18 protein-coding genes and 2 tRNA genes are annotated in these 19,537 nt (G+C 27.1%); 8 read left to right on the top strand and 12 right to left on the bottom strand.

The features are described 5' to 3' along the window. On the bottom strand, positions 1-557 hold a 557-nt coding region (locus ACTTBL_RS00580), incomplete at its 3' end, for a hypothetical protein (protein WP_440643155.1). Between the two features lie 260 nt (positions 558-817). Here ACTTBL_RS00580 and ACTTBL_RS00575 point away from each other — a divergent pair. After that, a complete protein-coding gene (locus ACTTBL_RS00575) occupies positions 818-1,405 on the top strand; it encodes a pilin (protein ID WP_440643154.1) in 588 nt (195 codons plus the stop codon). Between the two features lie 44 nt (positions 1,406-1,449). Here ACTTBL_RS00575 and ACTTBL_RS00570 read toward each other — a convergent pair whose 3' ends face one another. From ACTTBL_RS00570 to ACTTBL_RS00555, 4 genes are read right to left on the bottom strand one after another with little or no spacing between them, the layout of a single operon-like run. Further along, positions 1,450-3,282: a hypothetical protein gene (locus tag ACTTBL_RS00570; RefSeq protein ID WP_440643153.1), complete on the bottom strand. Its 1,833-nt coding sequence runs from the start codon at positions 3,280-3,282 to the stop codon at positions 1,450-1,452. Continuing rightward, positions 3,266-5,197, bottom strand: coding sequence for a transglutaminase family protein (locus tag ACTTBL_RS00565; protein WP_440643152.1), 1,932 nt, complete (start codon positions 5,195-5,197; stop codon positions 3,266-3,268). Before ACTTBL_RS00565 ends, ACTTBL_RS00570 begins: the two co-directional genes overlap by 17 nt. Next, positions 5,190-6,101 carry a hypothetical protein gene (locus ACTTBL_RS00560; protein ID WP_440643151.1) on the bottom strand — a complete coding sequence of 304 codons (912 nt, stop codon included), beginning with the start codon at positions 6,099-6,101 and terminating at the stop codon, positions 5,190-5,192. The genes ACTTBL_RS00565 and ACTTBL_RS00560 overlap by 8 nt, the downstream gene beginning before the upstream one ends. Then, complete coding sequence (locus ACTTBL_RS00555) at positions 6,091-6,975, bottom strand: AAA family ATPase (RefSeq protein WP_440643150.1); 885 nt, start codon at positions 6,973-6,975, stop codon at positions 6,091-6,093. Before ACTTBL_RS00555 ends, ACTTBL_RS00560 begins: the two co-directional genes overlap by 11 nt. Before the next feature lie 94 nt (positions 6,976-7,069). Here ACTTBL_RS00555 and ACTTBL_RS00550 point away from each other — a divergent pair, with 94 nt between their 5' ends. Both ACTTBL_RS00550 and ACTTBL_RS00545 read left to right on the top strand, forming a co-directional pair. Then, on the top strand, positions 7,070-7,759 hold the full coding sequence (locus tag ACTTBL_RS00550) for a class I SAM-dependent methyltransferase (protein ID WP_440643149.1): 690 nt from the start codon (positions 7,070-7,072) through the stop codon (positions 7,757-7,759). A gap of 60 nt (positions 7,760-7,819) precedes the next feature. Next, positions 7,820-8,470 (top strand): prepilin-type N-terminal cleavage/methylation domain-containing protein, encoded by a 651-nt coding sequence (locus ACTTBL_RS00545; RefSeq protein WP_023854863.1) that lies wholly within the window; start codon positions 7,820-7,822, stop codon positions 8,468-8,470. A gap of 31 nt (positions 8,471-8,501) precedes the next feature. Here the strand turns inward: ACTTBL_RS00545 and ACTTBL_RS00540 are convergent, their stop codons facing one another. The 5 genes from ACTTBL_RS00540 to carA form a co-directional block, all read right to left on the bottom strand. Next, complete coding sequence (locus tag ACTTBL_RS00540) at positions 8,502-8,804, bottom strand: STAS domain-containing protein (protein WP_440643148.1); 303 nt, start codon at positions 8,802-8,804, stop codon at positions 8,502-8,504. Positions 8,805-8,896: 92 nt separating this feature from the next. After that, positions 8,897-9,115: a hypothetical protein gene (locus ACTTBL_RS00535; RefSeq protein ID WP_440643147.1), complete on the bottom strand. Its 219-nt coding sequence runs from the start codon at positions 9,113-9,115 to the stop codon at positions 8,897-8,899. A gap of 4 nt (positions 9,116-9,119) precedes the next feature. Further along, positions 9,120-9,506, bottom strand: coding sequence for a hypothetical protein (locus tag ACTTBL_RS00530; RefSeq protein WP_440643146.1), 387 nt, complete (start codon positions 9,504-9,506; stop codon positions 9,120-9,122). 86 nt (positions 9,507-9,592) lie between these two features. Further along, positions 9,593-12,811: a carbamoyl-phosphate synthase large subunit gene (gene carB / locus ACTTBL_RS00525; protein WP_440643145.1), complete on the bottom strand. Its 3,219-nt coding sequence runs from the start codon at positions 12,809-12,811 to the stop codon at positions 9,593-9,595. After that, positions 12,789-13,985 carry a glutamine-hydrolyzing carbamoyl-phosphate synthase small subunit gene (carA, locus tag ACTTBL_RS00520; protein WP_440643144.1) on the bottom strand — a complete coding sequence of 399 codons (1,197 nt, stop codon included), beginning with the start codon at positions 13,983-13,985 and terminating at the stop codon, positions 12,789-12,791. The genes carB and carA overlap by 23 nt, the downstream gene beginning before the upstream one ends. Before the next feature lie 126 nt (positions 13,986-14,111). Between carA and ACTTBL_RS00515 the strand changes: the two genes are divergently transcribed. The 5 genes from ACTTBL_RS00515 to ACTTBL_RS00495 all read left to right on the top strand — a co-directional run bounded on the left by ACTTBL_RS00515 (position 14,112) and on the right by ACTTBL_RS00495 (position 18,454). Then, on the top strand, positions 14,112-14,573 hold the full coding sequence (locus ACTTBL_RS00515) for a GatB/YqeY domain-containing protein (protein ID WP_440643143.1): 462 nt from the start codon (positions 14,112-14,114) through the stop codon (positions 14,571-14,573). Next, positions 14,573-16,348, top strand: coding sequence for a DNA primase (gene dnaG, locus ACTTBL_RS00510; protein ID WP_440643142.1), 1,776 nt, complete (start codon positions 14,573-14,575; stop codon positions 16,346-16,348). The genes ACTTBL_RS00515 and dnaG overlap by 1 nt, the downstream gene beginning before the upstream one ends. 67 nt (positions 16,349-16,415) lie before the next feature. Further along, positions 16,416-18,239, top strand: coding sequence for an RNA polymerase sigma factor RpoD (gene rpoD / locus ACTTBL_RS00505; protein ID WP_440643141.1), 1,824 nt, complete (start codon positions 16,416-16,418; stop codon positions 18,237-18,239). Positions 18,240-18,243: 4 nt separating this feature from the next. Continuing rightward, a tRNA-Val gene (locus tag ACTTBL_RS00500) sits at positions 18,244-18,318 on the top strand. Positions 18,319-18,377: 59 nt separating this feature from the next. After that, a tRNA-Ile gene (locus ACTTBL_RS00495) sits at positions 18,378-18,454 on the top strand. Positions 18,455-18,463: 9 nt separating this feature from the next. Here the strand turns inward: ACTTBL_RS00495 and ACTTBL_RS00490 are convergent. Together ACTTBL_RS00490 and ACTTBL_RS00485 are read right to left on the bottom strand one after the other, a co-directional pair. Next, positions 18,464-18,943, bottom strand: coding sequence for a hypothetical protein (locus ACTTBL_RS00490; RefSeq protein WP_440643140.1), 480 nt, complete (start codon positions 18,941-18,943; stop codon positions 18,464-18,466). Beyond that, entirely contained in the window at positions 18,943-19,536 is a 594-nt protein-coding gene (locus ACTTBL_RS00485; RefSeq protein WP_440643139.1) for an MlaC/ttg2D family ABC transporter substrate-binding protein, read from the bottom strand. Before ACTTBL_RS00485 ends, ACTTBL_RS00490 begins: the two co-directional genes overlap by 1 nt. Position 19,537 lies beyond the last annotated feature (1 nt).

Genomic DNA, 19,537 nt, shown 5'->3' with positions numbered 1-19,537 from the left:
ATAAAAAAATAATTTATAAATCTTTTATTATGAACATTTGAGATACAATATATGAATGTTAAAAGTCCAAAAAATAAAGCTAAGCTTTCATTTCGGGTAGTGATATTAAAAATAATTTGTGATGTAATAGGATGAAATAAAAAAATTAAAGAACTTAAAAAAAATAATGTATTGCTTCTTAAGTTATTTTCGACTTTGAAAATTTTTTTAATTAATAAGAAAACTAGAAAGCTATTAGTTACGTGTAAAAAAATATTTGTAAATTTAGCTATTTTTGAATTTAAAACATTAATTCCGTTAAAATTTAGAAAAAAAGTTAAAAAATTATCCAATTCATGTGTTAAAAAATATACAGGATAAAAATGAAATTTTGCATAGAAAAAACTTGCAATTAGCTTGGCATCCCCAGGTGATTTTGTAAAACGATCTACTAAAGCAAAATCGTCATATGTTCTTCCATAATCCAAAGTATGTCCAAAAAAAAATAAAAAAAAACCAAATGAGATTAAATAGATGATGTATTCAAATACTTTGTTTTGTTGCTCAGTTAGTTTCATTTAGTTTTTTTTTAAAAATTAATTTTAACTTAATTTAAATTAGTAATTTTTTTAGCTTACTGGTTAATATCGTAAAAAAATTTTTTATGAATTTTTTTAGTTAAAATCACTATAAACTAATTGCCCCCAAAATGGGCGACAAAAAACTTATATATTGCAAGGTTTAAATGCCATTTTTTATGATTTACATCATAAGCAAAATTGATAGAAGGACTTCATATATATATATATAATTCTTTAAAATAAGGAAAAACATAATTATGAAAAAAACACTTCAAAAAGGTTTCTCACTAGTTGAGCTTCTGGTTGTTGTTGCAATTATTGGTGTATTAGCTGGTGTTGGGATTGTGGGTTATCAAAGTTATACAGATTCTGCTAAAAGTAGGGTAGCTGTTGCTAACTTTAACTCAGTAAAAAGATTTGTTGAAACAGAACTAACTCTGTTAAACAACAATATTCAAACAGTATCTGGCGCAATTAGCGCAGGAAGTTCTTGTTCTTCATTAACTCCTTACACAGTTTACAGTAATACGTTGGCTGACTTTGTAGAAGGACTAACTTGTTACTTTGCGACTGATGGATATGGAAACGCTTTTAAAAACCCTTATGACGCTGCTGGTGGAAATCAAATAGTATTTAGTTCCGCTGCTGCAGACGTTAAAAAGGGTCAAGTGAACGTTAGATTCTTTCCAGCTGCTGACACAACGATTAATGGTGCGGTAATTCCTTCAGGAGGAATTTTTGCAGCAGCATCAACTTCAGGATATTTCTTGGTAGAGTACTACACAGAAGATGGTTCTGCAGGAAGTACTGGAGAATATAAAGCAAAAGAATTTCAACTTAAGTAAATTAAGTTAAAATTAAATTTTTATTAAACCCCCTTTAAATTTTTTTAGAGGGGGTTTTTTTTATTTCTAATAAAAAATAAAAATAAAGAAATTAAAGTAAAAATAAAAGTTATTAAGCTTAAATAATTAAAAATTATTTGTAACTTTAATTGTTTAAATTCAAAAGGTTTGTAATTTAAAAATTTGGTTAATTCTTCTTTATAAGTTGCCTTAAATAGAAAATTATCTTTACAATTATTTTCTTCAGGATTTAGATAACATGAAGGATTAATAAAATTAAGATTTCCATTTCTTTCAAAGAAAGGATCTCCTTTATATACATTCATGGTTTGATTAACACTTTGATCATTTGAAAATTCAGGTTTTATGTTCCATATTTCATGATGATTAAATATTAAAGGTTTTACAATAGGTTTAAGTGCCTCTAAATCATAGCCAAATACTGAAAAATAGCAGAATTGAATAGATTGATTTTCTAAAAAAAAATCATGTTGTTTAGGACCATCTACTTTAGAGTCTTTGTCTAAAATTGTTAGAATTTTTTCAATATTATACTCATCTATATTTGATCTTGATACTTCATAATTTAATAAGTCTTTCAGATTTGTGTGTGAAAAAATATTATATAATTTATTTCTATCAAAAGATAAATTTTGAATAATAATGATTGATAAGAAAAATATAGTTAAAATATCATTTTTCTTAAAAGAAATTTTATCAAACATCATTGCGGTAAGTATTGAAAATAGGATTATTAATGGAGCAAGCATTCTAAAGGATATCCAGTCATTTGTTATAAAAGGTATTTTTCTAACAACTGACCCAAGCGCAGTATTTGAAAAATTTAGGAGAATTAGAATAAAAACACTTATGAATAGAATAAAACTAAAAGTTAATTTAAATTTATCATCAGTAAATTTTGGCAAATTTCTTAGATAAATTATGAAAACTAATAAAGGTAAAATTGTTACATTAAATGACAATTCTTCAATAGATAAAATAGCGGAAATTGAACCAACATCATTTTCTATACTTTCTCGTGGTGATAAAAAGAAAAAGTCAAAAAAAACTGAAATAAACTTCCAAATACTATCAAAATAAATTGGTGCCACATTCCTCGACAGACCTTCTACAAATGACCATGCAGCATATATTTTAGAGGCAGAAATTAGTAATCCAATTAAAACACTAATAGAAACATAAAGTATGATTTTATAATTTTTGTATTTAATTAAATGTAATAAAGTTAAAAAAAATACAGAAACCAAAATTTCCATAATTATTCTAGTACCGCCACTATGCATCATGACTGCAAAAATTAATGCTGAACTTGTAATTAGAAAAAAAGAGTATTTTTTATTGGTTTGATCTAAAGATATTGCTGAAATATAAAAAAATATTGGAATAATAGAAAATAAACCCCAACCAATATGTCCTGATAAATAATGAAAAGCAAAATAATGATTAAAGAGGAATATTGTTGATCCAATTAAAGCTGCATTATTAGTGAGTTTAAATATTCTTCTTAAAATTAAAAAAGAGCCAAGATATCCCAAAAAGGAATATATAAAAAAAATAACTTTAAATGTTGTTAAAGGTTTTAAAAAAAGAAATAAAAATTGAATAGGTGAGTAAAATTCTGACTGTGGATTTGAAAAAAAAGGTGCACCACAGCAAATATGTGGTGTAAACCAAGGAACAGTTAGTCCATTCTTTAAAAACCAAATTTTTCCAAATATTAATCTTGATAAAGCTGATTGATAGTCAAAATGGAAAGATCCAATATTCAAATAAGATAGAAACATTATTTGATGAATTGCAAAGATTAGAACTGCTAAAGAAATAAATATTACTTTATTATTATTTAAAGTAAGCATATTTGATTATTTGAAAATTGATTGAGTAAAAATTTTTAAATGAAATTTTATATTTTTTATCAAATTTAATTTGCTCATAAAGTTTAAACAAATGTTCAAATCTTTTTTGATCTATATTTTTTAAAGATTTGTAAATTTCTTGGTGGGTCATATAATTTGATAAATTCTTATTATTTTTTCTAAGTTTATTAAAAAATAATTTGTACAAAAAGTTTCTAGCATAAATAAATAATATTATCTTAATAAGATAAATGATGGCTATTATTGAAAATAAAATAAAGAAAATTGTTTTGTACATATCTGTGTTAGAGAGTTTTTCTTTAATAAAGTTTGTTCTAGATCTTTCATCATATCTTAAAAAACTATTAGTCCATACATAATTGATATATTCAAAATAAATTCCAACTCTACTAATATTTATTTTTTGTTCATTGTTGGAACTTACTATAGATGTCTCAAAACTTTCAAAATTAGAATTGTTTGAATTAAGAATATTTTCATTTGGCACAGCAAGAGTTGGATCATATAGAACCCAATTATTATCAATAAATATTTCCACCCAAGAATGGGCATCACGCTGCTTAAAAGTATAGAAATTACCAATATTATTATACGATCCACCATAATAGCCAGTAACTATTCTAGCTGGGATACCAACTAACCTTGCAAGTATGGTAAAGGTTCCGGCATAATACTCACAATATCCAGTTTTAGTATTGAAAAAAAAATTTTCATAATCGTTACCTTGATTAACTGGAGTTAAGTTGTAAAAAAAATTATTAGTTTTAAATTCGTTTAATATCTTATCTAAATAATCCTTAGGATCACTTGCATTTTCAAAGTTTGTTTTTGCCCACTGTTTTAACTTTGGAGAAATATTGTTAGGTAAAAGTGTATAAAAATCTAAAAGTTTTTTTTGATATGCTACATCTCTCTTATCATAAATTAGTTTATAAGATTTTTTGTTGGTCACTACCTTATTGGTGGTCAGTGTATTATTAATTAGGTTTAAATTTAGATTTGAATTTTTAAAGTTATAGTTGGCTAATTTTGGAAACCATTTTTTTTCGTGCGGGAACATTATTAAAGATGCATCAATATCTTGCCTTTTAATATAATTTGAAACCGTAAAACTATCTTTAAATTGGGCTAATAGTATTTTATACTCAGAATTTAACCAATCTTTACTGATACTTAATTTGTCAAATACCTTAACCCTAAAATAGTATTTTTTATCTTCATCTTGAATATTAGTTTTAAAAATAAAAACGTTTTCTTCACTATCTGAAATATTTTGAAACGAACCCAAACTTATTTTATCAGGAATTCCTAATTGATTTTTTTTAGTTTCAAATAATTTGATATTTAATTCTGCTCTTGGGAAGACAAAATAAATAATTGTAATAATTGGAATGATACTTAAAGCAAATATAAAATATCTAAAAAGGTTATTTAAGTTTAATTTTAAAATTTTGGTTTGATTTAAAGAATATAAATGAATGATTGATAGTAGGATTATAATAAATGATAAAAATGAGCTGATTAAATCCTGGCCGTATACTAGAGAGCTAACAGCTAAAAACACACATGAAAATCCAAAAAAATAATGATTTTCTTTTTTTTCAATTTCTGAATATTTGAGAAATATTAATCCTAATATTAAATTGATAAAATACTCTTTAGATAAAGTTTGGTCATTTAAGACAAATAAAATGTATATTGTTGCTATAGCTAAAATAGAGCTAAATACTTTCTTATATTTATAACTAAAGCTTTTTTGAATAACTGCAAAAAAGAATAATATTAGAAAAAAAATATTGGTTGAAAATTCAATCTCAGGAATTAGCACTAAAAAGCTACAAACCAGTATTATTAAAGCATTAAAATTATAATTTAATAAATTTATTCTAGGCATTAGCAAGATAGGTTAAAAGTTTATTTCTATGATCTAAAGAACAAGCAATTGCTGAAATAAAGTCTTTGTTCTTTAATAAAAATGGTTTTTTTAATTGATAAAAATATTCAATTAAATAACTGGCATAAGAAAGTTTTTTTTCAAAGTTTTCAGCATTTATCTTTTGTAAATCTATTGTTATATGCTGCAAATTATTAATAAATTTGAATTTTTTTTCATAAAGTTTTTTTTTAATTGATGAATGTTTCCATGAAATTTTTGAAAAATTAATATTTTCTTTGTTTTCTTCTATTTTATCAAACTCATAATCAAACCCTTCATCAGTATTAAGTTGATATAATTGTTCAAATATATCATTTGAAGGTCTAATTGGCTCTGGATAGATAGTTAAACGCTCTTTAAAGGATACTTTAGTAAATGTTTTTATAATTCCAAAAGGAAATAAAGAATGAATGTTTAAAGTAGGAGTATCTACTTTACCTCTTTTATCAAATTTATATTTTAAATTAATTGTTGTTTTATCATTGATATCTTTTTTAGTAGTTTCGTTTTCCAGATCAAAATTAACATTTAGCCTTTCTCTATTTTGTTTATCATTGATTTGGTAAATTAAATTTACAAATTTATTTGCTGAATGAAGTTTATTATTAATTGATAAATCTAAATTGAGTAAATTTTGATAAGAGATCAAAATTGAAATGAAGTAGATAAAAAAAAGAACAATTGACAACAATAATGCAAAATTATTTTGATAAAAAATAGCTACTGCAAAACAAAAAAAAATTAAAGCAGCAATTTGAAAACCTCTTAAATTTGGAAAAATATATAAATTTTTTCGACTTATAGTATTAAGATTTTTTAAGGATTTTTTTAAAATAATTTTTTTCCAAAAACTATTTTTCATCATGTAATGGAACTTTATTTAATATTTCATTATTCATGAATTCTATAAATTCTTTTTTTTCAACAATATTCAATCGATGACGAAGTATAAATGGTAAGACATCTTTAATCTCTTGATAGGTCACATATTTCTTTGAGTTAAGAAAACTTAACGATTTTGATAGATGAATAGTTTGTTTTAAACATCTAGGAGAAATATGAGTGTTACTAAAATTGTTTTTAATATATTCAGATATTTTATCTAAATACTCAATTACATTATCATTTACATTTATTTGATTAATATTTTCAACTACTTCATTAATTGAAAAATTAGATTGAATTAAATTATTATCTAATTCATTTTTTAATAATTTTATTCTTTGATCTTTACTCAATTCCTCTAAAGAAAACGAGATAGTAAATCGATCTAATTGTGACTCGGGTAATAGTGAAGTTCCAGATAAGTCAGATGGGTTTTGAGTAGCAATAACTGAAAATGGTTTAGGAAGTTCAAATGTATCTTTATCGATTGTAACTGTTTTTTCTTCCATCGACTCGAGAAAAGCACTCTGAGTTTTTGGACTTGCGCGATTTAATTCATCTGCAAGAACAATGTTTGTAAATATTGGACCTTTATTAACAATAAACTCATCATTTTTTAAAAACGTATATCCAAGAATATCACTAGGCAATAAATCAGATGTAAATTGAATTCTTTTAAATTTTAAGTTCATTGCTGAAGTTAAAGATTTTGCAAATGTTGTTTTGCCAGTACCTGGAAGATCTTCGATTAATATATGACCACCACTCAAAATGGTGGCTATGGAAATTTTAATCTTAAACTCATTTCCAATAATGTTTCTTTGAATATTATTAATTAGTTTATCAATCATATTTAATATAATTACACCTATTAGACCATAATTTTTAATATCAAAATAAAAAAATTGTAAAACAAATATTATATTATAAATAACTTATCTATTTATGACAAAAATTAATTATCAAGGCTGGGAGCTTGAACATTTTGATAATTCTAAAAATTTTCGAAACTATCAAAACGATTTAATAAAAAATTATATCCGTGGGTATACAGCTGAAATAGGTCCTGGTAATGGTGAGAATTTACAACTTTATTTAGATAGAGTAGAAAAAGTTGATTTATTCGAACCTTCAAAAATTTTATTTGAAAATCTACAATCTAAATACCATGATAATCAAAACGTATTATTAATAAATAAAGAGTTTCCTCTCACGCCTAATACTTATGATACTATTTTATATCTTGATGTTTTAGAGCATATACAAAATGATTTAGATGAGATTAATAAATCATTTAATTCACTTAAATCAGGGGGTAAATTGATTATTAATGTTCCAGCTTTTCAGCATCTATATTCTAAATTTGATGAAGATGTTAATCACTTTAGAAGGTATGATAAAAAAAGTATTAAAGATTTAATACAAAATCTTGACCACTCAAGCTACCAAATGAAATATTATGATAGTGTTGGTTATTTACTTTCATTAATATCAAAGGTTTTTTTAAACAATTATAAAAAAAATTTTCATCAAAAAATTAAAATTTGGAACTCTTTGATACCTTTGTCAAAGGTGCTTGATAAATTATTTTTTAATTTATTTGGAAAATCATTAATTATTATTATTAAAAAATAAATTTTTATTAACCAAAATAGGTACTTTCACTTCTTAATATTTTATAATAAGTTTTTTATCATGAAGATAATTCAAAAAGGTTTCTCCCTAGTCGAACTTTTAGTCGTGGTCGCAATTATTGGTGTGTTAGCTGGGGTTGGTGTTGTTGGGTATCAAAGTTATGTAGACTCTACTAGGCTAAAAGTTTTAGAACAAAATTACGCAACAATCACAAAATATATGGAAACTGAAACTATTATTGTTCAAAATGATCTTGGAAGTGCTACTCCTGAATACGATGATGGAGGTAATTTAACTGGTGACATGATTAATTCAGATACTACCTGTAAACAATTTTTAATTTCAATGAAAAATTATTTCTTAGATGGAGGTACAGATAACTCCACATTTAAGAATCCATGGAAACCTAATAAGACTAGCATAACAATTGACAATGAGTCTTGGTCAAACCACAAACGAGGAATGATACAGATGTTTTGTTATAAATCTACAGGAGGTTATGGTTCAGGCGGCGGATGCCCGATGGAAAAAGCTAGATTTAGAGTGATTATTCATAGAGACACAGGAGATTATTCACACAAATCAATTGGCGGAAAATATTTTTCAAGTAGTGCTGCAGATGGCCAAGCAGATTGTGGTTGGAACTTATCTGATCATGGTGCATGGCATACAGGCGCAGACTCTATTGATACTGACGCAGATTACGACTAATAGAAGAGAGTTTAAATTTAAAAAATTAGGATTAATTCTCGATATCAAAAAAACTTGTTAGTTTTGCAAGTTTTAAAACTGAAACTACAGCTTCGTTAGGTTTTACTATTTTAAATTCTTTACTTCCTTCCCCAGCTCTTTGTTTGCTTTCAATCAGTACTGCAATTCCTGAACTATCAATGTAATTTACAGCGCTCATATCAACTGACACAGCTTTATTATCATCTAAAGCTCCATGCACTTGCTGCCTTAAGTTTTCTGAATTTTCTAGATCTATTTCTCCACTCACTGTAATTGTCAGTACATCATTTTCAGTTTTTTCCGGATAACTCATAATTTGAATATAATCTGAGTAAACACGTAGTCAACAAAATCTTTAAACTTAAATGTTATTTCTTATTGTAAATATTGAATTTAATTTAAAAATTAAACCCAATAGTAACTTGCAACAATTAATGAGATTGAAGAAACAATTGATATAAAATAGAATAGTTTTTTCTTATTCTTCTTTCTCACGTTTATCTTGTTTATCATTTCTTCATAACTTAATTTAGTGTTATATTCATTTTTCTCTAAATAAGCCCTAGGTACCATCACATCATTTATTTTTTTATTCTTTATAATCATGTATTGGATATTATTCATAGTTTTAAATTTTTCTTGAAAGCTCAATTAATTCTTTGAGGATAATCTCATTGTTTTTTAAATTTTTTTTTCTCCATTCTTTAGAAACATAAATTTTTAGATTATCTCTAACCAACCAATTAAGTTTTATTAATTCTGAGACTTTTCTTCTAACTGTTTCCCTTGGAAGACCAAGACTTCTTGAAATTAAATTAATACTTGCTCCATTTGAAGTAGAGCAAAAAACCTCATTTTCACAAATTAAGTTTTCATTTGTAAAATTTTTTAAATTAATTCTGCTTACTAATTTTAATATTTGAGGGTAATAAGATCTGTCACCAAAGTCAGATATATCTTTTGTATATATTGACGTTACTAAATCTTCGATTATTTTATAATTTTGTAAATGCATAAGTCGAACTTATACCCAAATTGGGTTTTTTTAAAATAAAATTTATATTATTATTTAAGCTTAATATATAATTTTTCTATAGATATTTATTGAATAGCTTGAACTTCTAGCTTCTTAGTTTTTAGAGATTTAATTGCTTCTAAGCAAGCTTGAGCAGTAGACATGTTAGTACAATAAGGAACTTTATTCTTAAGTGTTGCTCTTCTTAAAGCTATTGCATCACTTAATCGATGTTCGCTATTTCCACCCCCCGTATTTATCACTAAGGCAATTTTTTTAGAGTCTAAGACATCTACTATGTGAGGCGAACCAGTGCTTACTTTATTTATAATTTTACATTTCATCCCATGTTTTCGAATATATTCTGCAGTTCCTCTAGTTGCACATAATGTAAACCTAAGTTTAAGAAGTTCTTTAGCTAAATATATTCCTTCATCTTTGTGACTATCTTTGAGAGATATAAAAGCTAATCCTTGTTTTGGTAATGAGTTAGCTGCTGCAATTTGACTTTTGGCAAAAGCCATTCCAAAATTTTTATCAAATCCCATAACTTCTCCAGTAGATTTCATCTCAGGCCCTAACAATAAGTCACTGTTTGGAAATTTATTAAATGGAAATACAGCTTCTTTAACTGCGTACATACCTTTAGATTTATCTTTTAAATTAAACTTAGATAACTTTTCACCAGCCATTACTCTTGATGCAATTTTAGCTAGAGGTAATCCTTTTGCCTTTGATACAAAAGGCACTGTTCGACTTGCTCTTGGATTTACTTCAATCACATAAATTTCATCTTTTTTAATTGCAAACTGTATGTTCATGAAACCTTTAACATTTAAAGCTATCGCTAATTTTTTAGTTTGATTTTCTATTTCTTTAAGGAGATAAGGTTTAATTGATACAGGGGGTAGGCTGCATGCTGAGTCTCCTGAATGAATTCCAGCCTCTTCGATATGTTGCATAATACCTGCAACGTGAACTTGTTCTCCATCTGATATAGCATCCACATCTACTTCCATTGCATGATCAATAAACTTATCAATCAAAATTGGATTATCTTCTGCAGCTTTAAACGCTTCTGCAACAAATTTTTTAAGCTGATTTTTTTCATGAACAATTTCCATTGCTCTTCCACCTAAAACATACGAAGGTCTTACCATTAACGGTAATCCAATTTTTTCAGCAATTTTTATTGCCTGATTAAATGTCTTTGCAATTCCGCTCTCTGCTTGTTTTAGTTTTAATTTATTTAATAAATTTCTAAATCGATCTCTATCCTCTGCTAAATCTATAGAGGTATATTGAGTTCCTAATATTGGAAGCTTATTGTCGTATAAAAATTTAGCAAGTTTAATTGGAGTTTGGCCTCCAAACTGAGCTATTACTCCTATCAGATTTCCTTTTTCTTGTTCTTTCTTAATTATGTTAAAAACGTATTCTTCTTTTAAAGGTTCAAAGTATAATCGATCACTCGTATCATAGTCTGTTGATACTGTTTCGGGGTTACAATTAACCATGATAGTCTCAAAACCCACATCTTTTAATGAAAAACTTGCCTGACAACAGCAATAATCAAACTCAATTCCTTGGCCAATTCTATTTGGTCCTCCTCCAAGAATAATTATTTTTTTCTTATTGGATGGATTAGCTTCACATTCTGAGTTAATTGAAAAGTTTCTTTGATATGTTGAATACATATAAGGCGTAAACGATTTAAATTCTGCAGCACAAGTATCTACTTTTTTATAAACTGGAAGTATTTTAAGCGCTGATCTTTTTCTTCTAACAACGTCTTCAGAAGTTTTAGTTAATTCTGAAAGTTTTTTATCTGAAAATCCTATTGATTTTATTCTGTTAAATTCTGCAAAATCTTTTGGAAGTCCTTTATTTTTGATTTGTGTTTCGCAATCAACTATTTCTTTAATTTGCTCTAAAAACCAAGGGTCAATTTTTGATAAATTGTATATTCTCTTTAAGTCTATTTTTTTTCTAATTGCTTCAGCGACAAGCAATATCTTATTTGGAACAGTTTCTTTAAGCTTTTTTTTAATTTGTTTTTTATTTAAATCAAAAATTCTGTCTAAACCTGAAAAACCAGTCTCCAGAGATACCAAAGCTTTTTGAAGAGATTCCTTAAAGTTTCTTCCTATTGCCATTGCTTCACCTACTGATTTCATTGATGTCCCTAAAGTTGCAGGAGAAGTAGAAAATTTTTCAAATGTAAATCTTGGAATTTTAGTCACCACATAATCTATACTTGGTTCAAATGATGCAGGAGTAACTTTAGTTATTTCATTTTTTAATTCATCTAGAGTATAACCAACCGCTAATTTTGCAGCTACTTTCGCAATTGGAAATCCAGTTGCTTTTGATGCAAGTGCTGAGGATCTTGATACACGTGGATTCATTTCAATGACAACCATTCGACCGTTTTTAGGGTTGATAGCAAATTGAACATTCGATCCTCCAGTTTCAACTCCAATTTTTCTTAAACAGGCAATAGAAGCATTTCTCATTACTTGGTATTCTTTATCTGTTAGAGTAAGAGCAGGTGCAATTGTTACTGAGTCGCCCGTATGAATTCCCATTGGATCTATATTTTCAATCGAGCAAATGATGATACAGTTATCTTTCTTATCTCTTACAACCTCCATCTCAAATTCTTTCCAACCCTCTAAACATTCCTCTACAAGAACTTGGCTTACCGGAGATTCGTGCAACCCATTTTTAACAATCTTAAAATAATCTTTTCTAGTTTTGGCTATTCCCCCACCAAGCCCACCAAGTGTAAAAGCAGGTCTTATGATTGCTGGCAAACCAATTTTTTTTAATACTTTTGATGCTTGATTATTGTTATTAACAATTTCAGATTTTGGTAAATCTAAACCAATATCGATCATATTTTTTCTAAATTTCTTTCTGTCCTCGGCATTAGAAATTGCTTTAGAATTTGCTCCTATCAATTCAATTTTGTATTTTTTTAGGATTCCTTTTTTCTCCGCTTCCATCGCGAGGTTAAGTGCGGTTTGCCCTCCCATTGTTGGAAGAATTGCATCTGGTTTTTCTTTCTTGAGAATTTTTTCTAATACATCAAGTGTAATGGGTTCAATATAAGTTTTATCCGCAACATCTGGATCTGTCATAATTGTTGCTGGATTTGAATTTATTAGGACAACTTTATAACCTTCATCTTTTAGAGCTTTACATGCTTGTGTACCTGAATAGTCAAATTCACATGCTTGTCCTATAATTATTGGACCAGCCCCTACAACTAATATTTTTTTAATATCTTTTCTTTTTGGCATTTTTTTTCATGTTGTTAATAAATTCTTGAAACAAATAAACACTATCCTGAGGTCCTGGATTAGACTCAGGATGATACTGAACTGAAAAAACTGGTTTATTTTTTAGTTTGATACCTTCAATACTATTATCAAATAAAGATTTATGTGTGACCTCAATATTTTTTGGTAATGTTTCTTTAACTACTTCAAATCCATGGTTTTGACTCGTTATCTCAACATTATCATGAATTAAATTTTTAACTGGATGATTTGCTCCTCTATGACCAAGCTTCATTTTCTTTGTTTTACCACCTAATGCCAATGCTAAAATTTGATGACCCAAACAAATACCAAATATTGGTAAATTTTTTTTAATTAGATCTTTAATAATTTCTATAGCATATTTCCCTGTCGCAGCTGGATCACCAGGACCATTTGATAAAAATATTCCATTTGGTTTTAAAGCTAAAATTTTTTGAGCATCAGTTTTACAAGAAACGACAGTAATTTTGCAATTAAAGTCAGAGAAATATCTTAGGATATTTTTTTTAATTCCATAATCAATTGCAACAACATGAAATGAATTTTTATTATTTTTTTTATATCCAAATTCTTTTTTCCAAGTTTTGAAACCTTTCCAAATATAATTTTTTTGAGTGGAAACTAATTCTGCAAGATCAAGATTTTTTAATCCACTCCATTTGATGGTAGTATTAGTCAATTTATTAATATTAAACCTTCCTTTTTTTGAATAACTAATTGTGCCTTTAGGGGCTCCTTTATCTCTTATAAAGTTTGTAAGGCTTCTGGTGTCTAAGCCAGTAATTCCAACAATTTTATTTTTTTTTAGCCAAGTATCTAAATGCAGGAACGATCTGTAATTTGAAGGTGAAGTTATTTCAGAGTTAAAAATCACTCCTCTAGCCCATATTTTATCAGACTCATGATCTTCTTTATTAGTTCCAACATTTCCAATATGAGGAAAGGTAAAGTTAATAATTTGACCTGCGTAAGATGGATCGGAGATTATTTCTTGGTAACCAGTCAAAGATGTATTAAAGCAAACTTCTCCTGTGGCTTCTCCTTGGTATCCAATTCCAATTCCTCTAAATACCTTTTTATTTTCTAGAACTAAAACGCCTGTATTGATTTGAGATTTAATTTTTGAGTTAGTTTTTTTTGCTTTTTTGATCAATTACAACTCATGAGTTAAAGGTTAATACAATAATTGCTTTATTATCGCAACAGAGATGTAATATAAAATTGTAAAAAAACAATTTTTCTTTTGAAGAATTTTTTCTTTAAAGTAGATTAAAAAATTATGTCATTAAAACAGACTATCGAAAACGAATATAAAAATGCTCTAAAATCTAAAGATAAAAATAAAATATCAACCTATAGGTTAATATTATCTTCTATTAAGGATTTGGACATTGTTAACAGATCAGGCCCAAATAAAAAGGAAACTGATGATGACGATATTAAGAAACTTTTAAAAAAAATGGTTAAACAGCGTGCCGAATCGATCGATATTTATAAAAAAAATAATAGAACAGATCTTTTAGAGGTTGAGCAAAATGAATATGATATTTTAACAAGCTTCTTACCAAAGCAGCTTAGTGAAGAAGAAACTAAGAAAATTTGTGCGGATGTTATTTTGAAAATTGGAGCAAATTCATTAAAAGATATGGGAAAAGTTATGGGTGAACTTAAAAAAACTCATGCAGATGAAATTGATTTTTCCAAAGCAGGACCTATGATTAAAGAATTGTTGAATAAATAATGAAATACCCGAAAGAGTATCTCGATGAAATTAAAAATAGGTTGAAAGTTTCAACAGTAGTATCAAAAACTGTTTCCTTAAAAAAAAGAGGTAAAGAATTTGTAGGTTTATCGCCTTTTAAAAATGAAAAAACACCCTCATTTACTGTTAATGATGAAAAAGAATTTTATCATTGTTTTGCAACTTCAGAACATGGCAATATTTTTGATTTTGTGATGAAAACTCAAAATTTAAAATTTGGAGAAGCAGTTAAATACCTAGCTCAATTAGCAGGTATGCAGCCATATATGTTTTCTAAACAAGATGAAGAAAGAGAAAAAAAGTGGAATGAGTATAAATCTATTTTTAGTCATTATGTTGAATTTTATCACAATGAACTTTTAAAAAATGAAAATTATTCTATTGCTAGAGATTATTTAAAAAATAGATCATTAGGTAAAGATGAGGTTAAAAAGTTTAAGATAGGATACATAGAAAAAAATCCAAATTTTTTTGAAAAATTAAAAAAAGATCATAATGAACAAACTTTAGTAGAAACTGGTTTATTCTATTTAGATGAGAAAAAAAAAATTTATTTAGAAAGATTTAGAGGTCGATTAATATTTCCAATCAATAATATTTCAGGTCAACCAATTGCTTTAGGAGGGAGAATTATAGAAAATTTAGATTACTTAGCAAAATATATAAATTCACCTGAGACAAATTTTTTTAAAAAAGGATCAAATTTATATAATTTAGATTTAGCAAGAAAACTTTCAAATAAAATTGACCATATTTATCTAGTTGAAGGATACATGGATGTTGTAGGTCTGAGCAAAAATGGAATTGATAACGTGGTGGCAAATCTTGGTACATCTTTAACCGACAAACAAATTTTAACCTTAAATCAATTTTTTGATGATATCATAATATGTTTTGATGGTGACGAAAGTGGATACAAAGCTGCTGTTAGAGCTGCTGAAAATTCAATAAAGGAACTGAAACCTGAAAAACAAATTTCATTTTTATTTCTGCCAGAAAAAGAAGATCCAGATAGTTATGTAAACAAAAATGGTAAGACTAATTTTATAGATTTTACAAAGCAAAGCAAATTATCCATTCATCAATTTATTTTTAGTCATTACAAAAAACAAACTAAAAATAACCCATCATCGATGGCTATTTTTGAGAAAAAACTTAGAGCAATTGCAAATACAATTAAAGATGATTTTATAAAAAAATATGTTTTAGAATATTTTTTAGAGAAAATTGCTGAGCTAACACCACATTCCAATCAAAATAATAAAAGATTTATTTCAAAAAAAACAAAATCTTTAGAAAGTACAAAAAAATATTTTAAAGAAAGTCAGTCTTTGTCTGGAGTTGAATTAAAAGAGTTTTCTCTCTTATATTTAGTTATTAATAACCTAGATTTGTTGCAAGCAAATACTCATTTGATTGAAAATATTAAATTATTTACCGAGTTTAATAAAAAAATATTTGAAATGATTATTGAAAAATTAAAATCTAGTTCACATGTTGCAGTTCAAGATCTTAACTTGGATGTTCAATTAACAGAAAAAATAAATAAATTTGCTCCAATCAAACATATTCTAAAAAATCAATCTGATGATGATCAAAAAATAATCGAATTATTAGAGGACATCTCTAGAGATTTGATGAATTATGATCTTGAGTTCAGAATCCAGGAATTAGAATCGAAGTTTTCTGTGGATATGAGCGAGTCCACATTTAATGAGTTAAAAGAGCTCAAAAAAAAGCAGAATCTCAATTAAACTGACAAAATTATTAATAGATTTTTATATAATTGACATTATATAAGACCTTTAAACTCAAATTATCGTGGAAAGAATTATTACAAAATCATTTGCTAGACTTATGGGTCGTGGAACCCATAGGGGATTTATAACTTACGAGGAATTAAGTAAATCATTAGGTAAAAGAAATTTATCAGATGAAAATTTGGCACAAGCATTTATTCATATATTGGATGAAAATGTTACGTTAGTAGAAAAAAAATCAGATTTTAAAGTTTTAAGAAAAAAAGAAAATTCAAATAAAGAAGAGGGTAAAACAATAGAAAAAAGTGATGACCCTATAAGAATGTATTTGCGTGAAATGGGTGGGGTTGAGTTGCTTTCTAGAGAAGGTGAAATTGCAATTGCCAAAAGAATAGAAGCAGGTAAAGATGTAATGTTAATTGCACTTTCTCAAAGCCCAATTACAGCACAACAATTTTTTGAATGGAATGAACAACTGCAAAAAGATGAAATTTTAGTTAGAGAAATTATAGATATTGATACAAATTATATGGAAGATGAGTCCACTGGACCAAGTGCAAAACAAAAAAATGCAGGTGAAACAGAAAAAGATGAAAGTTCATCAGATGACGACGACGACTTTAATCCAACCCTTGCTGCAATGGAAACTGAAATTAAACCAAAAGTTTTAAAAACTGTTAATACTTTAACAAAAGAATATACAAAGCTAATAAAATATCAGAAAGAAAAATTAGATTGTGTTTTAAATTCCCAAAATTTTTCACCAGCAAAAGAAAAAGGGTATGAAAAAATTGTTAATGACATATTAGAAAATATTAAATCTCTTCAACTATCTCCATCTGTTTTAGAAGAACTTGTCCAAAAACATTATGTAGAAAATAAAAAAATTATTTCTTTAGAAGGTAATCTTTTAAGACTTGCAATGGATCATCAAATACCTAGAAATGAATTTATTAAATTTTACGTTGGCAATGAAATTAATCCTAATTTAAAAAAATTTTTAGACACAAACTCAGTTTGGAAACAATTTTTTACTAAGAATAAAGAAGAATTTAAAAATATTAGAGAAAGATTAATTGAAATTAGTCACAAACTTGGAATTTCAGTAACTGATTTTAAAAAACTCGTAAGTAGAATTCAAAAAGGAGAAAAAGAGTCACGAATTGCAAAAAAAGAAATGGTAGAAGCTAACTTAAGATTAGTAATTTCTATTGCAAAAAAATATACAAATAGAGGTCTACAATTTTTAGATCTAATTCAAGAGGGAAATATAGGGTTAATGAAAGCGGTCGATAAATTTGAGTACAGAAGGGGTTATAAGTTCTCAACTTATGCAACATGGTGGATTAGACAAGCAATAACAAGATCAATTGCAGATCAGGCAAGAACTATACGTATTCCAGTTCATATGATTGAAACAATAAATAAAATTGTTAGAACCCAAAGATTAATTTTAAGTGAGTTTGGAAGAGAAGCAACCCCAGAGGAGCTTGCTCAAAAACTCAGAATGCCACTAGATAAAGTAAGAAAAGTTTTAAAAATCTCAAAAGAGCCAGTCTCATTAGAAAAACCTGTAGGAGATGAAGAAGATAGTAGTTTAGGAGATTTTATAGAGGATACAAAAGCTTTGGCTCCATTAGAACAAGCTATAAAATCAAACTTAGGTGAAGCAACTACTAAAATTTTATCAACATTAACCCCAAGAGAAGAAAGAGTATTGAGAATGCGGTTTGGAGTTGGAATGAATACTGACCACACTCTAGAGGAAGTTGGATTACAGTTTTCTGTAACTCGTGAAAGGATAAGACAAATTGAAGCTAAAGCACTTAGAAAGTTAAAACATCCAAGCAGATCTAAGCAATTAAAAAGTTTCTTAGAAAGTTAAAATAGGGCCGTTAGCTCAATAGTAGAGTACTGCATTGACATTGCAGGGGTAGTTGGAGCGTAACCAACACGGCCCACCATTTGAAAATTATCTTTAATTGATAACTTTATAAAAATGATATAACTAGATATGAGTTTTGGGCCTGTAGCTCAGTTGGTTAGAGCAGTACACTCATAATGTATTGGTCCCAGGTTCGAGTCCTGGCGGGCCCACCAAATAAATTCTTATTTTCTTTTTGCTAGTCTCTGCAAAAGATCAATTTCATTTTTAGATAAATGTTTATTTCTTTTGTTGAAGATAATTTGTTTTTTCACGTTACTATATGAAATTATATAAATAACCATCAAACTAAAGGGTATTAGAGAAAAATATTTCATTTTAGGTAAAAAAAATAAAATAATTACAAAGGTTATGAACCATAAAATTATAAAAGCACTATTAATTGTTTTCTGGCTTTTTAAGTCTCTTAATTTTCTTAAATAAATAAACAAAAAAGCAAGAAAAAACATAATTCCACTTATGAATAACCATAAACTGATAGAAATATTCGATACTTCACCTCCTACAAAGGTATCATCCATTGATTTATTTATAAAATAAAGAAGTACACCTTTATATCCAGAAAAAATTGCAAATAACAAAGTAGTAAAGGCAGAAATTAAAAAAGAAAATTTTGGGAGAACTCTTAATTTTTTAGATTGCATTAATTTGCATTCGAAAAATTTCTAAGGTTATCCAATAGCACATTTAAATCTCCATCTGCACTTTGAATTATAGAATTAAATTCTTCTTTCTGCGTTCTTGCTAAACTCAATCCCTCAATTATTAAGTCTCTTATTAAGGGCTGATCTTTGTTTTTTGTATAAACTCTCCACTCAATTTTTACCGAGGGTCTTTTTTCAGTTGCTGCAAGAGTACTTGAAACAATTGTGTAGTTTTCATTTATTTTTTTTTTTGAATCTACATTAATTATTGGGTTTGAGTATTCTGCTAATCTACTAGAAAAACTTTGTAAAAAATATTCTTTAAATACTCTTTCATATTCATCTTTTTGTTCTTCAGTAGCTGTTTTTCTGTGAGATCCTAGAGAGTAAAAACCTATTCCTCTAATATCTACAGTTTCCAAAGCTATTTTTTTCAACTCTTCAATTCTTTCATCCTTAGTTAATCCAGTTCCAAGTGTTTCTGCAGCTCTATTTACAGTGGATTGAACAAATACATCTGGAGATATTGAGTAAGCAACATTACTGTAAAATATTGAAGTTAAAATAAATAAAATAATTGGAAATTTTTTCATA

It is taken from the genome of Candidatus Pelagibacter sp. HIMB123, assembly GCF_052048195.1.
In the GTDB taxonomy this organism is placed as follows: domain Bacteria; phylum Pseudomonadota; class Alphaproteobacteria; order Pelagibacterales; family Pelagibacteraceae; genus Pelagibacter.
The sequence above is the reverse complement of the archived record's forward strand: the minus strand, read 5'-3'. Positions and strand labels throughout refer to the sequence as shown.